The sequence below is a fragment of the Microbacterium sp. CFBP9034 genome, assembly GCF_034045255.1.
GTDB lineage: Bacteria > Actinomycetota > Actinomycetes > Actinomycetales > Microbacteriaceae > Microbacterium.
The window spans coordinates 59184-74183 of sequence record NZ_JAXCWC010000001.1 but is presented as its reverse complement, the minus strand read 5'-3'; the positions used below and the strand labels follow the sequence as shown (position 1 = coordinate 74183).

The 15000-nt window shown below is 68.8% G+C and carries 12 protein-coding genes and 3 tRNA genes; 5 read left to right on the top strand and 10 right to left on the bottom strand.

The features are described 5' to 3' along the window. Together SOM19_RS00335 and SOM19_RS00330 are read right to left on the bottom strand one after the other, a co-directional pair. Window positions 1-933 carry a glycosyltransferase family 2 protein gene (locus tag SOM19_RS00335; RefSeq protein ID WP_320484565.1) on the bottom strand — a complete coding sequence of 311 codons (933 nt, stop codon included), beginning with the start codon at window positions 931-933 and terminating at the stop codon, window positions 1-3. Window positions 934-954: 21 nt separating this feature from the next. After that, window positions 955-1392 carry an FAD synthase family protein gene (locus tag SOM19_RS00330; protein ID WP_320484564.1) on the bottom strand — a complete coding sequence of 146 codons (438 nt, stop codon included), beginning with the start codon at window positions 1390-1392 and terminating at the stop codon, window positions 955-957. Window positions 1393-1453: 61 nt separating this feature from the next. Between SOM19_RS00330 and SOM19_RS00325 the strand changes: the two genes are divergently transcribed. After that, window positions 1454-2815 (top strand): phenylacetate--CoA ligase family protein, encoded by a 1362-nt coding sequence (locus tag SOM19_RS00325; protein WP_320484563.1) that lies wholly within the window; start codon window positions 1454-1456, stop codon window positions 2813-2815. A gap of 95 nt (window positions 2816-2910) precedes the next feature. Further along, entirely contained in the window at window positions 2911-3849 is a 939-nt protein-coding gene (locus SOM19_RS00320; protein WP_320484562.1) for a YveK family protein, read from the top strand. On the opposite strand, the gene SOM19_RS00315 is transcribed toward SOM19_RS00320, so the two are convergent. The 5 genes from SOM19_RS00315 to SOM19_RS00295 all read right to left on the bottom strand — a co-directional run bounded on the left by SOM19_RS00315 (window position 3837) and on the right by SOM19_RS00295 (window position 11316). Next, window positions 3837-5291 (bottom strand): glycoside hydrolase family 16 protein, encoded by a 1455-nt coding sequence (locus tag SOM19_RS00315; protein ID WP_320484561.1) that lies wholly within the window; start codon window positions 5289-5291, stop codon window positions 3837-3839. The genes SOM19_RS00320 and SOM19_RS00315 overlap by 13 nt on opposite strands. A gap of 250 nt (window positions 5292-5541) precedes the next feature. Continuing rightward, window positions 5542-6456 carry a hypothetical protein gene (locus SOM19_RS00310; RefSeq protein WP_320484560.1) on the bottom strand — a complete coding sequence of 305 codons (915 nt, stop codon included), beginning with the start codon at window positions 6454-6456 and terminating at the stop codon, window positions 5542-5544. Beyond that, window positions 6453-7637 carry a Gfo/Idh/MocA family protein gene (locus SOM19_RS00305; RefSeq protein ID WP_320484559.1) on the bottom strand — a complete coding sequence of 395 codons (1185 nt, stop codon included), beginning with the start codon at window positions 7635-7637 and terminating at the stop codon, window positions 6453-6455. The genes SOM19_RS00310 and SOM19_RS00305 overlap by 4 nt, the downstream gene beginning before the upstream one ends. Then, window positions 7637-8989 carry a sugar transferase gene (locus SOM19_RS00300; protein WP_320484558.1) on the bottom strand — a complete coding sequence of 451 codons (1353 nt, stop codon included), beginning with the start codon at window positions 8987-8989 and terminating at the stop codon, window positions 7637-7639. The genes SOM19_RS00305 and SOM19_RS00300 overlap by 1 nt, the downstream gene beginning before the upstream one ends. Window positions 8990-9531: 542 nt before the next feature. Beyond that, a complete protein-coding gene (locus tag SOM19_RS00295) occupies window positions 9532-11316 on the bottom strand; it encodes an LVIVD repeat-containing protein (RefSeq protein WP_320484557.1) in 1785 nt (594 codons plus the stop codon). 246 nt (window positions 11317-11562) lie between these two features. On the opposite strand from SOM19_RS00295, the gene SOM19_RS00290 reads away from it, so the two are divergent. The 3 genes from SOM19_RS00290 to SOM19_RS00280 all read left to right on the top strand — a co-directional run bounded on the left by SOM19_RS00290 (window position 11563) and on the right by SOM19_RS00280 (window position 14437). Then, entirely contained in the window at window positions 11563-12219 is a 657-nt protein-coding gene (locus tag SOM19_RS00290) for a DUF305 domain-containing protein (protein WP_320484556.1), read from the top strand. 42 nt (window positions 12220-12261) lie between these two features. After that, the gene (locus SOM19_RS00285) at window positions 12262-12777 is read left to right on the top strand and encodes a glycine cleavage system transcriptional repressor (protein ID WP_320484555.1); all 516 of its coding nucleotides are present in this window, start codon (window positions 12262-12264) and stop codon (window positions 12775-12777) included. 394 nt (window positions 12778-13171) lie between these two features. Beyond that, window positions 13172-14437 carry an FAD-dependent oxidoreductase gene (locus tag SOM19_RS00280; RefSeq protein ID WP_320484554.1) on the top strand — a complete coding sequence of 422 codons (1266 nt, stop codon included), beginning with the start codon at window positions 13172-13174 and terminating at the stop codon, window positions 14435-14437. Between the two features lie 38 nt (window positions 14438-14475). On the opposite strand, the gene SOM19_RS00275 is transcribed toward SOM19_RS00280, so the two are convergent. From SOM19_RS00275 to SOM19_RS00265, 3 genes are all read right to left on the bottom strand, one after another. After that, window positions 14476-14548: transfer RNA gene (locus SOM19_RS00275), tRNA-Phe, on the bottom strand. A gap of 84 nt (window positions 14549-14632) precedes the next feature. Further along, window positions 14633-14706, bottom strand: a tRNA-Asp gene (locus tag SOM19_RS00270). Window positions 14707-14733: 27 nt separating this feature from the next. Continuing rightward, window positions 14734-14806, bottom strand: a tRNA-Glu gene (locus SOM19_RS00265). Window positions 14807-15000 lie beyond the last annotated feature (194 nt).

The following is a 15000-nucleotide window of genomic DNA, read 5'->3' as shown; positions in this document are numbered from 1 at the left end:
TCAGATCCCCCTCCCGAACCGCTGGACGACACGCGTCACCGCGGTCGGCGTGATCACCCTCAGCGAGATCGCGATCGCGAGAAGGGCTTTGACCTGGCGCGGGTCGTGAACGAGCGCCCGCGAGGCCCACTCACGTGCCTCACTTCCCTGCCCGGACGAGGCGAGCGCGAATGACACCTGTGCCTCGATGCGCCCGAGTGCGCGCGGCATCGTCGCGAAGTCCGGGTGCTTGCGCAGCAGGTACTGGAGGGCCTCGGCGTACGCGGCCCACTGCCCGAAATAGTAGGACTGGCCGTTCCAGAGGACACGGACGAGCGGCCGGTTCACGACCGCCACCTCACCCAGCGCCGACGCGCGGAGCAGGATGTCGTAGTCCTCGCCGTAGCTGCGCGGGAGGTCTTCGTCGATGAGGCCGAGGGAGCCGAGCAGGTCCGAGCGGCGGAACAGCAGGCTCGACGAGTGGACGCCCGGGTTCCGGTTGCGCAGGAAGTCATCGTGGGTCAACGTCTCGCTCGGCGCCAGCCGCACGACTTCCTCCGCGCCGTTGTCCACCACCATCGCCGTGCCGACGACGGCCGCACGGGGTGTCCGGGCGAACCGGTCCAGCTGCGCTGTCAGCTTGCCGGGCAGCCAGACGTCGTCGTCGTCCAGGAACGCGACGTACTCTCCGCGGGCTTCGGAGATCCCGCTGTTGCGGGCGCCGGCCAGCCCGCGCGTGCGGGAGTTGCCGATCCCCCGGAGTGTCCATCCGCGCGGGACCTCGACATCGGGCACCTCGACCGCGCACGCGTCGAAGACGACGATGACTTCGCCGATGACGGCGGCGTCCTGGCTCAGCACGCTGCGGACGGCGAGCGTCATCAGCTCCGGCCGGTTGTGGGTGGGGATGACGACCGAGACCCTGGGGGTCGCGTCATCGCGTTGTCCGCTCATCTCGTCGTGACCGCCCGCCGGTCACGCCCGGCGCTGCCGGTCGATCACGGCATCCAGTGCCAGGCGCAGCGCGGTGCTGGACGTGTGCACGGTGTACGGGAAGTACACGACCTCGACGCCGACGGCGCGGAACTCCCGCTCCAGCCGGAGTCCCTTCTCGGTGCCCCGCCAGTCGTCGCCCTTGAAGAAGTGCGTGAATCCGACCTCGGACCACGCGTCCAGCTTGCTCGGCGTCGTCTCCACATGGACTTGGTCCACGTAGGTGATCGACTTCACGATCTCGACCCGCTCGGCGGTGGGAACGAACGGCTCGATGCCTTTCGTCGCCCGCAGCATCTCGTCGCTCACCACCCCGGCGACGAGGACGTCGCAATTCGCCTTCGCTTGACGCAGGATGTTCAGATGGCCGACATGGAACAGGTCGAACGCCCCAGCCGCATAGCCGATTCGCACCGTCATACGTCCCCCCACTTCGATGTGTCGATCCCCAAGATCGAAACCACCACGGAGGGCGAGGGCGGTGGGTGAGAGTCTACCGCTGGGGCGGGCGCAGCGGTTAAGGAGAGCGGTCTTCGATCTGAAGACCATCGTGCTGATGCGCCGCGACCGGGCGGCGCTGGCAGCCATGCGCACGGTGGAGCGTGCACCCCTCGAGACGGTGTCCCACCTCTCGGGTGAGCGCAGCGCCGCCATGGCGCTGCACGCCTTCCGCTCCACCGCCTACTACCGGCGGCGTTACCTCGATGCCGGGTTCACGGAGGCGGACGTCGCGCGCCCTGAGAACTTCGCGTCGCTGCCGATGCTGACGAAGCAGGACATCCACGAGGCGGGAGACGATCTCATCTCACGCGACCGGCCGAGTCGCGACCGGCTGCCGTCGAAGACCGGCGGCAGCACCGGTCGCCCGCTCCTGGTCTACAACGATCGCTCGGCTCCCACCGCGGCGCTGTGGTGGAGGATCTACGGCTGGTGGGGCATCCATCCAGGCGACGACAGTGCGCTCATCTATCGCCAGAAGTACGCGGGAATGAGCCGGCTCATCCATATCGCGCAGTGGTGGCCCACCCGGCAGGTTCTTCTCGACGCGCGCGGGACGACCGAGGCCGACATCGATCGGTTTCTCCGCGAGTTGACGCGGGTCCGACCTTCCCTCCTCGCCGGCTACGTGGAGGGCGTGAACGCGTTCGCACGCCATGTCCAGGCGACCGCGCCGCAGGTCCCGAGCATGAAGGCCGTCTCGGTCACCGCGTCCATGATCCACGCGGGCCAGCGAGAGCTCATCGAGGCCGTGCTCGGCGCCGCGGTGTACGACACGTACCGCAGTGCGGAGGTGCCATGGATCGCAGCGGAGTGCGCCGAGCGGAACGGGCTGCACGTCCTTGCCGACCATCGCAAGCTGGAGGTGGTCGACGCGGCGGGCGTGCCCGTCCCCGACGGGGAGACGGGCGACGTGCTGCTCACCGACCTGAGCAATCGAGCATTCCCCTTGGTGCGCTACGCGATCGGGGACCGCACACGATGGATCGCCGGCGGGTGCGACTGCCGCCGGGGCCTCCCGCGCATTGCACCGATCGACGGCCGGGTCGCCGACGCGCTCCGAACGCCGTCCGGCCGCCTCCTCTCCGGCGGACTGGGGTCGCTGTTCGTCGATCACCCGGGCACGATCGCGCAGTTCCAGATCCATCAGGCGGCGGACTTCTCGGTCGTGGTGCGGTACGTGCCGGTCGGCGATCCAGCCGCCTCGACGGAAGCCGGCCGGGATGCCGCACGGAAGGTCTCCGGCTTCCTCGGTCACGAGGTCCCCGTGACGGCCCAGGCGGTCGCCGAGATCGAGAACGTCGGCGGCAAGGCCCGGATGGTGGTGTCCGAACTGGCGAACTGAAGATTGTCAAGACCCATGGCGGCCGCGAAGAGGCGAACTAAGGTGCGGATGCGAGCTATGTCGCTCGACGGTGCCGAGGGGAATCGGGGGACGCCGTGTCCAACCAGTGGACGCTCGAAGACCTCTACGCGGGGGTGCGGAGGTCGTGGGGGGTGCTCGCCGCCATCGTCGCGGCATTCGTCGTGGTCTCCGTCGCCGCCTGGGCACTCCTGCCGCAGGCCTACACGGCGACCGCGCAGCACACCGTCGAGCCGATCACCGCGCTCTCGTCCGGCTCGTCGTTCAACACGGTCAACATGGAGACCGAGCGCCTGGTCGCGACATCCGCCGTCGTCCTCGAGCGTGCCGCCGAGGCGCTGGGCGAGGAAAGCGGGGCATCGGTGGGCGCGCTCGCGGATGCGACCGTCGTCCAGGTCCCGCGAGGGTCGCAGGTGCTGACGTTCGAAGTGACCACGCCCTCACCGGAGCAGTCGGCGGAATGGGCGAACGCGGTGGCCTCCGCGTACGGCGCGCATCGATCGGCCAACGCGCGCGCGGTCGTCGAGCAGACGACCGCCGACCTGGGGCAGTCGATCGAGCGGCTGCAGGCCGTGTACGACTCGCAGCCCGCCGGCAGCGACGCGCGTGAGGCGACGCAGCTGCAGCTCGATGCGCTCCTCGAGGAGCAGGCGCGGCTGCAGGCGACATCCTTCTTTCCCGGCACCCTCGTCACGCCTGCCACGGCTGTGGCGGAGTCCAATCGCCCCGGCAACCTCGTCTTCATCGTCGGCGGGCTCTTCCTCGGCCTGATCGTCGGCAGCATCGCTGCCCTCCTCGTCAGCCGCCACCGGCGCGGGTCCGGCGTCGCGTACAGCCGGGATCCTGGCGCCGCGAGCGCCGACAGCGAAGCGGGGGCCTCGCCGTTCGACGAGACCCCCGCTGACGGGCGCCGGGATGATGCGTTCACCGGCACCGGCGTCCGGCCGGGCGCCGGGCATCCCCGGTCGCTGCCCGGGGTGCCGGTGGCTGAGCTCCGTGAGGGTCAGCCCTCGTAGGCCCACGTGCGCACGTAGTCCACCTGGAAGTCCAGGTTCTGCGTGGCAGCGCGGTTGTTCGGGTCGGGAAGACCCCAATACAGCGCGGACGGGCCGACGTGCAGGTTCAGGCGCATGTGGAGCGGGCTGCCGAAGTACTCCGTGTTCCACAGCGTCGGGTTCTGCGCGGGCGTCGTGCGGGCCAGCTCCTTGCCGTCCACGATGATCGCCGCGTAGGCCGGCGTCAGCTCGAAGGCGTAGGTGTGGAAGCCGTCCCACACCGGGGTGGGCCCGCCGTGCTGGCTGTGGTGCCACCAGAACTTCTTGTTCAGGCTGGGGTTCGACGTGTGCGTGTGGACGGTGGTGGTGGCGGTGTCGATGACCTGGTCGCGCACGGCGGCGTTGTCATAGCCCCAGGCCTCCATGATGTCGATCTCGCCGGACTGCGAGTTGCGCAGCCAGAACGCGGCGAGCGAGCCGAGGGTGTTCGGACCCGTCGGCGTCTTGGCGCGGATCTCCCACCGGCCGTACTGCTGGCCGCGCGAGACGTCGCCCGTGCGGAGCTGGCGCTGGTCGAGGTATCCGGTCTTGTGCCAGATCGTCGGGCCGGTGCCTGACGTCCGCGTGATCGGCGTGTCCAGCCAGTCGGCGCGGATGTGGAGGGTGTCCTCGCTGTCGACGGTGACCTGCTGGCGGTCGACGACGGCGGCGTCGAACAGGAGGCCGAGGGTGCTGCGCTCGCGGACGTTCCACTTCGTGGGATCGACGGCGGGCTTGCCGGTGGCGGGATCGACGTAGGAGAACTCGTCCCTCCAGTCCGGAGTGCCCCACCCGGCGACGGAGTCGTCGTCGGCGACGCCGGCGACGGCGTAGGTGGCGGTGAGGCTCGCGTCGAAGCTGATGTTCGGCGTGGCCCGCCAGTTGGAGAGCACGTGAGCGGCGAGGCGATTCGTGCCGGGCTTCAGCGCGCTCACGGGAACATCGATCGTGACGGGTCGCTGACGGGCGGTGAGCGAGCTGGGAGCCGAGACGGCATAGCTCCGATCGTGCGTGATCGCCGTGGAGCTCGCCACGTTCACCCGCCCGATCTCGCGGTCGTTGAGGTAGAGCACAACGCCGTCGTCCGCCCACGTGGTCACCCGGACCGAGGTGGGCAGCTCGGACTCGACCACGAAGGTCTTCTTGAAGTACGTCGACAGGGGCTGCGATCCGGAGACGGTCGGGAGAACGGTTCCGACAGGGCCGGTCTCACGACCCCAGCCGAAGGGTGCGGTGCCGTTCGGCCACGGGGTCGACTCCGTCAGCCAGGTGGAGGCGGGAGCCGTCGCCGATCGCCAATAGCGCCACCCGGCGCTCCCGGTCGGTATGTGGGTGACGGTACGGCTGGTGGCGGTGGTCGTCGCGGTAACGGCCGTCGCCTCGGTGGCGGCGATGGCGGGTGCGGATGCGGCGATAGAGGTCATGGCGAGCGCGAGGGCTGCGAGGGAGAGGAGAAATGGACGGTGGGGCTTATTCATAGACATGCCAAAGAAGCGTCGGCGAACCGACGCTCGGGGTAGGGGAAAGGGGGGCGGTCGAGGACGCGGCGAGGTCTCGACCCAGTCATCGATTCTTACAGTGCCAGACACACTGATCGTGACAAATCCGTTATAAGTGAGTGGTTTCTCATCGGGGATCGATGAGAAACCACTCACATAGCCGCAGGCTTCGGAGTCAGCTGGGGGGCGCCGTCACGGTGCCCCAGAGCTCTTTCGCGATGGCCACCGTGCCGGCGATCGACGACCGGGACGAGGCGCCGAAGACGACCGACTCGACCTCGGCGTGCCGGTGTATCCACTCGAGCGCGGGGCGGGGCGCGATGGCTCCCGACGCGAAGACCGACATGGCGACCGGGCGGAATGATCGCTCGGCGAGAGCCCGCTCATAGGCATCCATGCCTCCGGACATGCGGAATCCCAGCGCGTTGATGTTCGCGCACACGACGGGGTCGGCGATGCCGATCCGGTCCAGTCGGTCCAGCAGCAGCGGCAGGTTCATCGTGATGAATCCGGGCTCCGCCCCATAGCGGGCCCGCACATGGCGGTCGAAGACGGCGAACGCCTCGTCGAAGCCGAGACCGAGCAGCAGATCGACCACGACGTTCTGCAGGAAGATCACGGGCGTCGGCAGCCCGTGGAACATCTTCATCTCCGCGTCGATCAGCAGGGTGATGAGGCCCTCGATCTCCTTCCGCAGCACCGAGCGCCCGCCGCGGACGACGGCGTCCAGCATGCCCTCGTCGGGCACGAACGAACGCAGCGCACCGAGCATGCCGTACTCGGTCACGGCGTTCGCGTACTTGTGCGCGTACGGCATGCACGGGTAGATCCGAAGGCCGGGGAAGCGGGATGCATCGTCCCGGACGCGCTCGCACACGTCTCCGATCCGCTCGTGGGTCGTGCACATCAGCGTACGGAGGCCCTCCTGGAGGGCGATCTCGATCACCTCGACGACGGAGTCGGTGTCCTGGAAGCGCATGGCCTGCGCCCGTGCGCGCTCCTCGGACATGTGGTTGATGCCGAAGAACTGGTTGTCTCCCAGCAGCAGGCGATCCATGGTGTGCACTGCGCTGACCGTGTCCGTGCTCATCTCCGCTGCCCCTGTCTCCGCGGCATCCACCGCTCTCGTCGTGTGGTGGCGGGCGCGTCCGAGGCGATCTCGAGCGGACGCCGGGAGTCGCGGAGGATCTCCTCGAGGATGCGATCCGTCTCGGCGGCGCCGGCGAACGAGTTCTGGCGCGCCGTCCTCTCACCTGCCTTCACGGCGCCGACGAAGCTCTCGAGCTGAGCCGTGTACTCCTCGCCGCGCAGGTAGAACGACACCGCGGGTGTGAGCTCCGTCGTGTAGCGCACGTTCCAGCCGATGCGGTACCCCGGCGGCGGTTCCGCGCCCTCCCGAAGGTAGACCCTGATCTCCTGCCGGTCGGCGAAGATCCGGCCGAGCGACCCGCTGACGGTCACCGATGTCGACATCTTCCGGTACGAGTCGTCGGACCAGTTGACCGAGATCTGGGCACTGGGGCCGTCGTCGTAGAGGAACGTCGAGTAGACCTCGTCGTCCGTCTCGGTGGAGAAGATGCTGTGGAGCACCGATCCCCGAATCTGATCGGGCACCCCGAGGAACCAGTTCACCAGATCGATGGGATGCGCCGCGTAGTCGTACAGGCAGCCGCCGCCGGTCGTCCGCTTGCTCCGCCAGGTGGAACCTTTGTGCTTGAGCACGACCGGGCCGTATGCCTCGGCGAGGATATGACCCGGCCGGCCGATGACTCCGGCGTCGAGCAGCCGCTTCACCTCGCCGAATGTGGCGATGAACCGGTTGTGATACCCGACCTGCGCCACGAGGCCCCGGTCGGCGGCGATCTGGGCCAGTTCTTTCGACTCGTCCGCGCTCAAGGTCAGCGGCTTCTCGCAGAACACGTGGAGCCCCTGCTCCAGCGCGGTGCGCACCAGTGGCGCGTGTGTCCCCGTCGGGGTGGCGACCACGATCGCATCCGGTCGTGTCTCGCTCAGCATCTTGTCCACCGAGCCGAACGTGCGCAGGCCGGTGTACTTGCCGAGGACGTCGAGGACGTAGTCCGTGGAGTCGCAGACGCCGACGACCTCGACCTCGGCGAGAGCCCGCGCGATGGACAGGTGCGACAGCCCCATCTTCCCGACGCCGATCACCCCCAGACGCACACGCCCGAGCCGGTCGGGGTGGGGGAGTTGGGCCGGCTCGGGCGCGGCGGGTGGGGGAGTGAGAGCTTCGGCTTCCGGGTACGCGGTCATCAGTACGCTCCCGACGGCCGGACCATGACCCGCGCCGTGCGCCACATGATCATGAGATCGGTGGCGATCGACCAGTTCTCCACGTAGCGGAGGTCGAGCCGGATGCTCTCATCCCACGACAGGTCGCTGCGGCCGCTGACCTGCCACAGTCCGGTGATGCCCGGCTTGATGTACAGCCGGCGGCACACCCTGCCGTCGTATGAGGTGGTCTCTGACGGGAGCGGGGGACGCGGACCGACGATGCTCATCTCGCCGCGCAGCACGTTCACGAACTGCGGGAGTTCGTCGATCGAGTATCTCCGCAGGAGGCGTCCGACGCGCGTGACCCGCGGGTCGTGCTTCAGCTTGAACAGCGGGCCGGCGCCCTCGTCATGGGCGATGAGCTCCTCGCGCCGCTCCTCGGCGTCGACGCCCATGGTGCGGAACTTGAGCATCCAGAACTGGCGGCCGTCGCGGCCCACCCGAAGCTGGCGGAACAGCACGGGCCCAGGCGAGTCCATCAGGATCGCCATCGCGATGAACGGTGCGATCACGGTGATCGGCACGAGGGCGATCAGCGACAGCAGAATGTCCATGGCGCGCTTGATGGCGTGGATGCCCCCCTCGAACCCGGGAATCCTCACCTGAACGAGCGGCAGCCCGTCGAGGGGCCGGAGCGACAGACGCGGACCGGCGACATCGGTGAGACGGTTGCAGAGTATGAGCTCGGCGGCAGTCCCTTCGAGCTCCCAGCCGAGACGTCGCACGAAGTCCCGATCGTCATCGGGGGTGCTCGCCACCACGATCGTGTCGGCGCCCGCCGCTCGTCCGCACGCCGCGGTGCGCCGGACGGGCCCGATCACCGGGTAAGGGTGATCGTCGACGTCGATGGGGTCCTTCCCGCCGTCGGTCGTCGTCACTCCGACGACGAGGTAGCCGTGGTGCGGGTCGTGGACGAGTTTGTCGATGACGTACTCCACGTCGTCTCGGGTTCCCGCGACGATCACCCGAGACACGCACTCGCCGTGCTCACGGTCGCGGATCAGTCGCTTCCGCCACAGCCAGCGGCTCACGAGGAGCGTCAGAAGGCCCAGCGGAAGCGCGACCATCAGCTGCATGCGCAGGCCCGGGATCTGGAACACCAGGAAGACGATGGACAGCATGCCGAAGGCCAGCCCGCTGGCGTGCGCCACACGCGTGTACTCGGTCCCGCCGGATCCGAGGATCGCGGGGTCGCGGGTGTGGGCGAGCCAGAGCAGCACGAGCCATGAGCCCACCACGAGCACGGCGACCCGCAGTGCCGGCCCGAGGGCACCCGCCGCGACGAGGGGTCCCGGCGCCAGGAGCTCGGTCACCACTGCCGCACCGGTCACGGCGAGCGCGTCCGTGGCGGCGAGTCGCCGCCTGTGGCGGCGCTCCCACTGCCGCCTGCGCACAAGCGACGGCTGCACCCGTGGCGCGACGGCCGCAGGAAGGGAGTCGGTTCGCGGCGGTGCCGCCCTGAGACGGCGAGGGGGATTTCGGGTCTCCCCCCCGCCGCCAAGCAGCGATACTCCGCCGATGTCGGTCGGCTTCAGTCCCCGCACGACCGCACGCACGCTGACGCGTCCTCTATGTTCATTTCCGCCCCACACGGGCAGGACGACTGCCTTGTCGCCCCACCGTCCCCCCGTCGTGGCTCGGTCAATCGGGTTCGACCGGGTCTCTAAGCCAGCCCCAGGCTCCGTCGGGAGTGACAAACTACGTCCGGTTCAGGGTCGCCACAATGGGGGTTGACTCGCGGGTGCCGCGGGTGTAGCGAAGCGTGGCCCTCTAGGGATGGATGACACCCGGTCGGCGAAGGGCGCCCGCACAGCGAAGGGCGCCCGGCGGCCGAAGCCGCCGAGCGCCCTCCGGATCAGACGTGCCGGAGCCGTCAGCCCTGGCTCGCCGCGAGGGCGTTCAGCGCCGCCACGACGTCCGAGTCGGGCGCGAGGCCCGACTTGCGCGCCGCGTTGGCGAGCTGAGCGTTGACTGCGGCGTCCGCCGAACCGTCGGCGACCAGAAGCTCCGCCTCGTCCACGTGCTTGCGCACCTGGGTCAGGGCCTTGCCGCTCAGGCTGCCGTCGCGCTCGGCCTGGTCGATGTACGACCGCACGACCGCGAAGCTCGGCGCGTGCACGATCGCCGGCTGGGCCTGCGCGTTGAACTCGTCGAGCGTGAACTCGCCGGCGGCGGCGATCTCGTTCGCGCTCAGGAGCTCGCTCGGCTGAAGGGCCAGGCTGTCGAAGCCGCGTCCGATCTCGTTGCCGAACACGTTGCCGTTGTACCAGTAGGTCGACCAGTATCCGCCGGTCACCAGGCTGGTGGCGCTCATCGGACCGCGGTCGAAGTACGCGAGCTCGACCGGGTTGGCGCTGTCGGTGAAGTCGAACACCGACAGACCGCCCTGGTACCAGGCCTGGACCATGATGTCGCGACCGGGGACCGGGATGAGCGAGCCGTTGTGCGCGACGCAGTTCTCCTGGCTCGTCTGGACCGCGGGCATCTTGTAGTAGCTCGCGAACTGGAGCTTGCCGTCCACGATGTCGAAGATGGCGTTCGCGCCCCAGTTCAGCGGGTCGGTCGCACGGCAGCGTGCACCGCTTCCGCCGCCCCACTCGTCCGTGAAGACGACCTTGGTGCCGTCGTTGTTGAACGTGGCCGAGTGCCAGTACGCGAAGCGCGGGTCGGTGACCGCATCGATGCGCACCGGGTTCGCCGGGTCGCTGATGTCGATGAGCACGCCGTTGCCCTCGCACGCGCCGGCCGCGAGACCGATCTCTGCGTACGCGGTGATGTCGTGGCAGGCATCTGTCGCGGACGTCGTCTGCAGGCCCTCACCGTGGCTTCCGCCCGGCCACAGGCCGGCGGGGCTTCCGGTGGCGGCATCCGTGAACAGGCGCGCCTTGTTCACGACCGCAGCGGTCTCGGGGGCCGCGAGCGGCACCTTGATGACCTCGACGAGGAAGCGCGCGCCCAGGATCGGGTTGCCCTCGGCGTCCAGCTGCGACTCGACCGTGTTGCCGTTGACGTTCGTGCAGCCGCCCTCGACCGCCGTGGTGGTCGTGCGCACGCCGCCGGTGCCGGAGACGTAGACGTAGACGTTCTCGGCGTCATCGGGGTCCTCGACCACGGTGTGCGTGTGCGAGCCGCGGCAGGTCTGGACCGCCGCCACCTGGACGGGGTTCGTGATGTCCGAGATGTCGAAGACGCGCACACCGCGGAAGGTCTGCGGGTCGGTCGCGGGCACGGCTTCGGTGCCGCAGTCCAGACGACCGGGTCCGGACTCGACCGACATGAACAGCAGGTCGCCGAAGACCGAGACATCGCCCTGTCCGCCAGGACAGACGAAGGTGCCGCTCAGAGAGGGAGCGGCGGGATCCGAGACGTCGTAGATCTGGAAGCCGTAGTAGTTCCCCGCGATCGCGTAGTCGCCGGTGAATGCGAGATCGGAGTTGGTGGTGAACGGTGCGGTCTTCTGCTGCGCGGAGAGCAGCGCGATGTTGCTCGCGGCCTGCCCGGCGTCATGGACGCCGGCGCTCAGGTTCTCACGCGGGTCGGGGTCTTCGGCCGCGGATGCCGCGGTCGCCGTGACCATCGAGAGTCCGAGCGTGAGGGCGCCGACGGCTGCGAGCGCCTTCCTGCGCCATCGTGTCGATTCTGGGGATCGAGTTCTCATTCGGGAGCCTTTCCAGTTGCGCGTTGCGTTTCGTTTTGTCCGGTTGTTGCACAATCCGAAGTGCACACCGCGCAGCTGGGGGCTGTCGCTCCTTGCACTTCGCCTACACTGCCCACTTCGGCCGTATATGTTGGTGAATCTATCGGGGCACCTGTGACGATTGCTAGCGAAAACGGTTAATCCATGTTTCGCTGGAGAGGCGCGACGACCCGCACGGTTCATCGGCACGACGAGAGGCGACGGCACATGGCGAGACCCCCGCGGCTGCTCACCCTGGGTGCGGCGCTCGTCCTCACCGCGGTGCTCTCGGCCTGCACCGCCGACGCCGAGACGCCCGCACCGCTGCCCAGCACTCCCGTCGTGCAGCTCGGAGCCCCCGGCGAGCCCAACCGCACACTCTCGCCCGAGGAGGCCGCGGCCCTCGGCTCGCCTGAGCACATCGAGGCCGACACCGTCTTCGTGCGCGACATGCTGCACCACCACGCTCAGGCCATCCTGATGACCGGCTTCGTGCCCGATCGCACGGCTGACGAGGACATCCGCATGCTCGCGGCGCGCATGGACACCAGCCAGCAGGACGAGATGAAGCAGATGGAGAAGTGGCTGCAGGATCGCGGGGAGCCGGTGCGTGATCCGGATGCCGCACACGACGCCCACGCCGGCATGCCGGGCCTGCTGACCGAGGCCGAGCTGGCCGAGCTCGAGGCGGCAGAAGGCGCCGAGTTCGACACGCTGTTCCTCGAGTACATGATCCGCCACCACGAGGGCGCGATCGCCATGGTGCACGAGCTCTTCGAGGCGAACGGCGGCCAGGAGCCGGAGATCGGCGTGATCGCCCGGCACGTGGAAGCCGACCAGGAGATCGAGATCGAGCGCATGAAGGGGATGCTCGCCGAGCGCTGACCGGTCCTGACGACGCCCGGAGGTCGTGGCTACGCTGAGCCCATGACTACGCTCGTGCTCACCCTCGTCGGCGACGATCGCGCTGGACTCGTCGCCACGGTCGCCGACATCGTCGGAGCGCACGGCGGCAACTGGGAGAACAGCCAGCTCGCCGAACTCGCCGGTGCGTTCGCCGGGATCGTCGAGATCTCCGTTCCCGCCGAGCGCGCCGACGACCTGCGCGCCGCGCTCACGGTGCTCGAGGGGCTCCTCACCGTGAACATCCACCCGGGCAACAAGGGGGGATCGGATGCCGCGCCCCCGCGCCGGCTGACCTTCAGGGTGCTCGGCAACGACCATCCGGGCATCGTGCGGGAGGTCTCCTCCGCCCTGCGCGCGCACGGCCTGTCGATCGACCGCATGACGACCGAGACCCGCGACGCCGCGATGTCGGGCGGCCGGCTCTTCGAGGCGGTCGTCGCGGCGCGGGTGCCGGCATCCGTCGACGTCGCCGCCGTGACGGCGGACCTGGAGCGCCTCGCGGCGGAGATCCAGGTGGACGTCGTCCTGGGCGACTGAGAGCCGCGGTCGCCCCCCGGTCGTTGAGCGAGGAGCGCAGCGACGAGACGAAGTGCTGAGGCGCCTCGCCTTAACGAGTTTCGGCCTCCTCGGAGTCCGGGTGACCCGGAGCTCGCGAGGAGGCCGTCCGCATTCCCCAATGCAGAAAATCCCGCGGCCCCAGACCGCGTTCCCCTTTTGCGAACCTCGGGCCGGCTCCCCAGAAGCCACCCCAGAATCCCGGAGTTCGCATTGAGTAAACCGTACCGTGTCCCCCATATGGGGGACACCCTCTCGGAGGAAACTTCAGCGTTTCCTGAGGTTCGGGTGGTTGCGGCCTAGATTGGGGCCACCCGCGTGCCCCGCGGGCCGCGGGCACGGCATCCGTCCTCCGCCCGCTCGGAAGGGAATCTGCATGCGGATCGCCGTCATCGGGGGCGGAGGCTCTGGACTCGCGAGCGCCTGGCTGCTCGAGCAGGAGCACGACGTCACGCTGTTCGAGGCGGACACGCGTCTCGGCGGGCACGCCCACACCGTCGAGGTCGAGGTCGATGGGTGCCGGCTGGCGATCGACGCCGGATTCCAGTTCTTCGGGGCCGGCCCCCACTACGCGACGTTCGCGGGCCTGCTCGACGCCCTCGGGGTCGCCCGGTCGTCGTACTCCGCGACCATGTCACTCACACGGACGAAGTCCACGCAGTCGGTGGCACTGCCGCCGTTCCGGCACGGCCGCCCGGTGTGGGCGTCGCTGACGCCGCCGGCTCTCGCCGACCTGATCCGGTTCCGCGCGTTCCTGGCGGGCATCCCGTCGTTCCTCGCGCGACACGACACGACGATCACGACGGAGGAGTACATCGAGAGCCGACGGCTGCCGGCATCGTTCACGGACCGTTTCCTCTTCCCGCTGCTGCTCGCCCTGTGGTGCGTCGATCTTCCGACCTTCCGGAGCTTCGCCGCGTACAACACCCTGCACTACCTCGACGGGGTGCTCACCAGTGGGCTCCGCCCGCCGCGACAGCTCGAGATCGCCGGGGGGATGAAGGTCTACGTCGATGCGCTCGCACGGGACCTCGCGCGCACCGACGTGCGTCTCGGCGTCGGGGTGCACCGGCTGGGACGTCTCGGCGACCAGCTCACGCTCGACGACACCACGGGCCGCCGTCACGCCTTCGACCACGTCGTGATCGCCACGAACGCGGAGCAGGCGGCGGCGCTCACTCGACCCGTGCCGACGCTCGCACCGGTCACGCGGCAACTGGACCGGATCGAGTACTTCGACACCGAGATCGCCGTGCACGGAGATCGCCGCCTCATGCCGCCGCGCGAATCGGCGTGGTCCGTCGTCAACGCGCGCTGGGACGGCGAGCACAGCCACCTCTCGGTGTGGAACCCCGAGCGCGGACTGCCGGTGTTCCGGAGCTGGGTGACGTACGAGCCCCGACCGCCCGACAAGCTCTATGCGACGGCGGCCTACCGCCACGGCAAGATCACGCCCGACTACTTCGACGCCCAGCGGCATCTCACGGAGCATCAGGGAAGCGAGGGCGTCTGGATCGCCGGCCTCTATGTGCACGGTCCCGATTCGCACGAGAGCGCCATCCGCTCGGCCGTCTCGATCGCGCGGAGGCTCGCGCCTGGCTCCGCGCGGCTCGCGCTGCTCGATCGGTCACCGGGGGAATGAAGAAACCCCCTCCTGTAGAAGCCAGAAGAGGGTTTCAGTGGCTCCGACGGGCGTCGATCCCGTGACCTCACGATTTTCAGTCGTGCGCTCTACCAACTGAGCTACAGAGCCACGCGGCATCCGTTCCCGGAAACCGGGCGTAACTGCCGCGTCCTAGACGAAAGGCCCTCTCGAAAAAGGGCCCGTCGCTTAGAGCGACCCTGACGGGACTTGAACCCGCGACCTCCGCCGTGACAGGGCGGCACGCTAACCAACTGCGCTACAGGGCCATGCGTATGAAATTGTATGTTCGGACGTGACCCCAACGGGATTCGAACCCGTGCTGCCGCCGTGAAAGGGCGGTGTCCTAGGCCACTAAACGATGGGGCCGGATGTAACCCGGTGGCTCACGCTTACCGAGGGTCAAGCATACGCAATGGATTGCGAATGTGCCAATCGAGGGCGCGCCGCCCTTGTGAAGCTCCGCCTCCCGGGTGAGACTGACCTGGTGACCGCTGTCCCGGAGCGGCGTGTCGCAGCGGCCGCACACCGGTTGTGGTTGTTACGGATGTTGCTACTGTGAA

Bases quoted from the DNA above. Each gene is read 5' to 3' on its own strand.
- SOM19_RS00310 (WP_320484560.1), bottom strand. From the start codon at position 6,456: ATGAGCACGGACACGGTCAGCGCAGTGCACACCATGGATCGCCTGCTG.
- SOM19_RS00315 (WP_320484561.1), bottom strand. From the start codon at position 5,291: ATGACCTCTATCGCCGCATCCGCACCCGCCATCGCCGCCACCGAGGCG.
- SOM19_RS00295 (WP_320484557.1), bottom strand. From the start codon at position 11,316: ATGAGAACTCGATCCCCAGAATCGACACGATGGCGCAGGAAGGCGCTC.
- SOM19_RS00330 (WP_320484564.1), bottom strand. From the start codon at position 1,392: ATGACGGTGCGAATCGGCTATGCGGCTGGGGCGTTCGACCTGTTCCAT.
- SOM19_RS00285 (WP_320484555.1), top strand. From the start codon at position 12,262: ATGACTACGCTCGTGCTCACCCTCGTCGGCGACGATCGCGCTGGACTC.
- SOM19_RS00280 (WP_320484554.1), top strand. From the start codon at position 13,172: ATGCGGATCGCCGTCATCGGGGGCGGAGGCTCTGGACTCGCGAGCGCC.
- SOM19_RS00335 (WP_320484565.1), bottom strand. From the start codon at position 933: ATGAGCGGACAACGCGATGACGCGACCCCCAGGGTCTCGGTCGTCATC.
- SOM19_RS00290 (WP_320484556.1), top strand. From the start codon at position 11,563: ATGGCGAGACCCCCGCGGCTGCTCACCCTGGGTGCGGCGCTCGTCCTC.
- SOM19_RS00305 (WP_320484559.1), bottom strand. From the start codon at position 7,637: ATGACCGCGTACCCGGAAGCCGAAGCTCTCACTCCCCCACCCGCCGCG.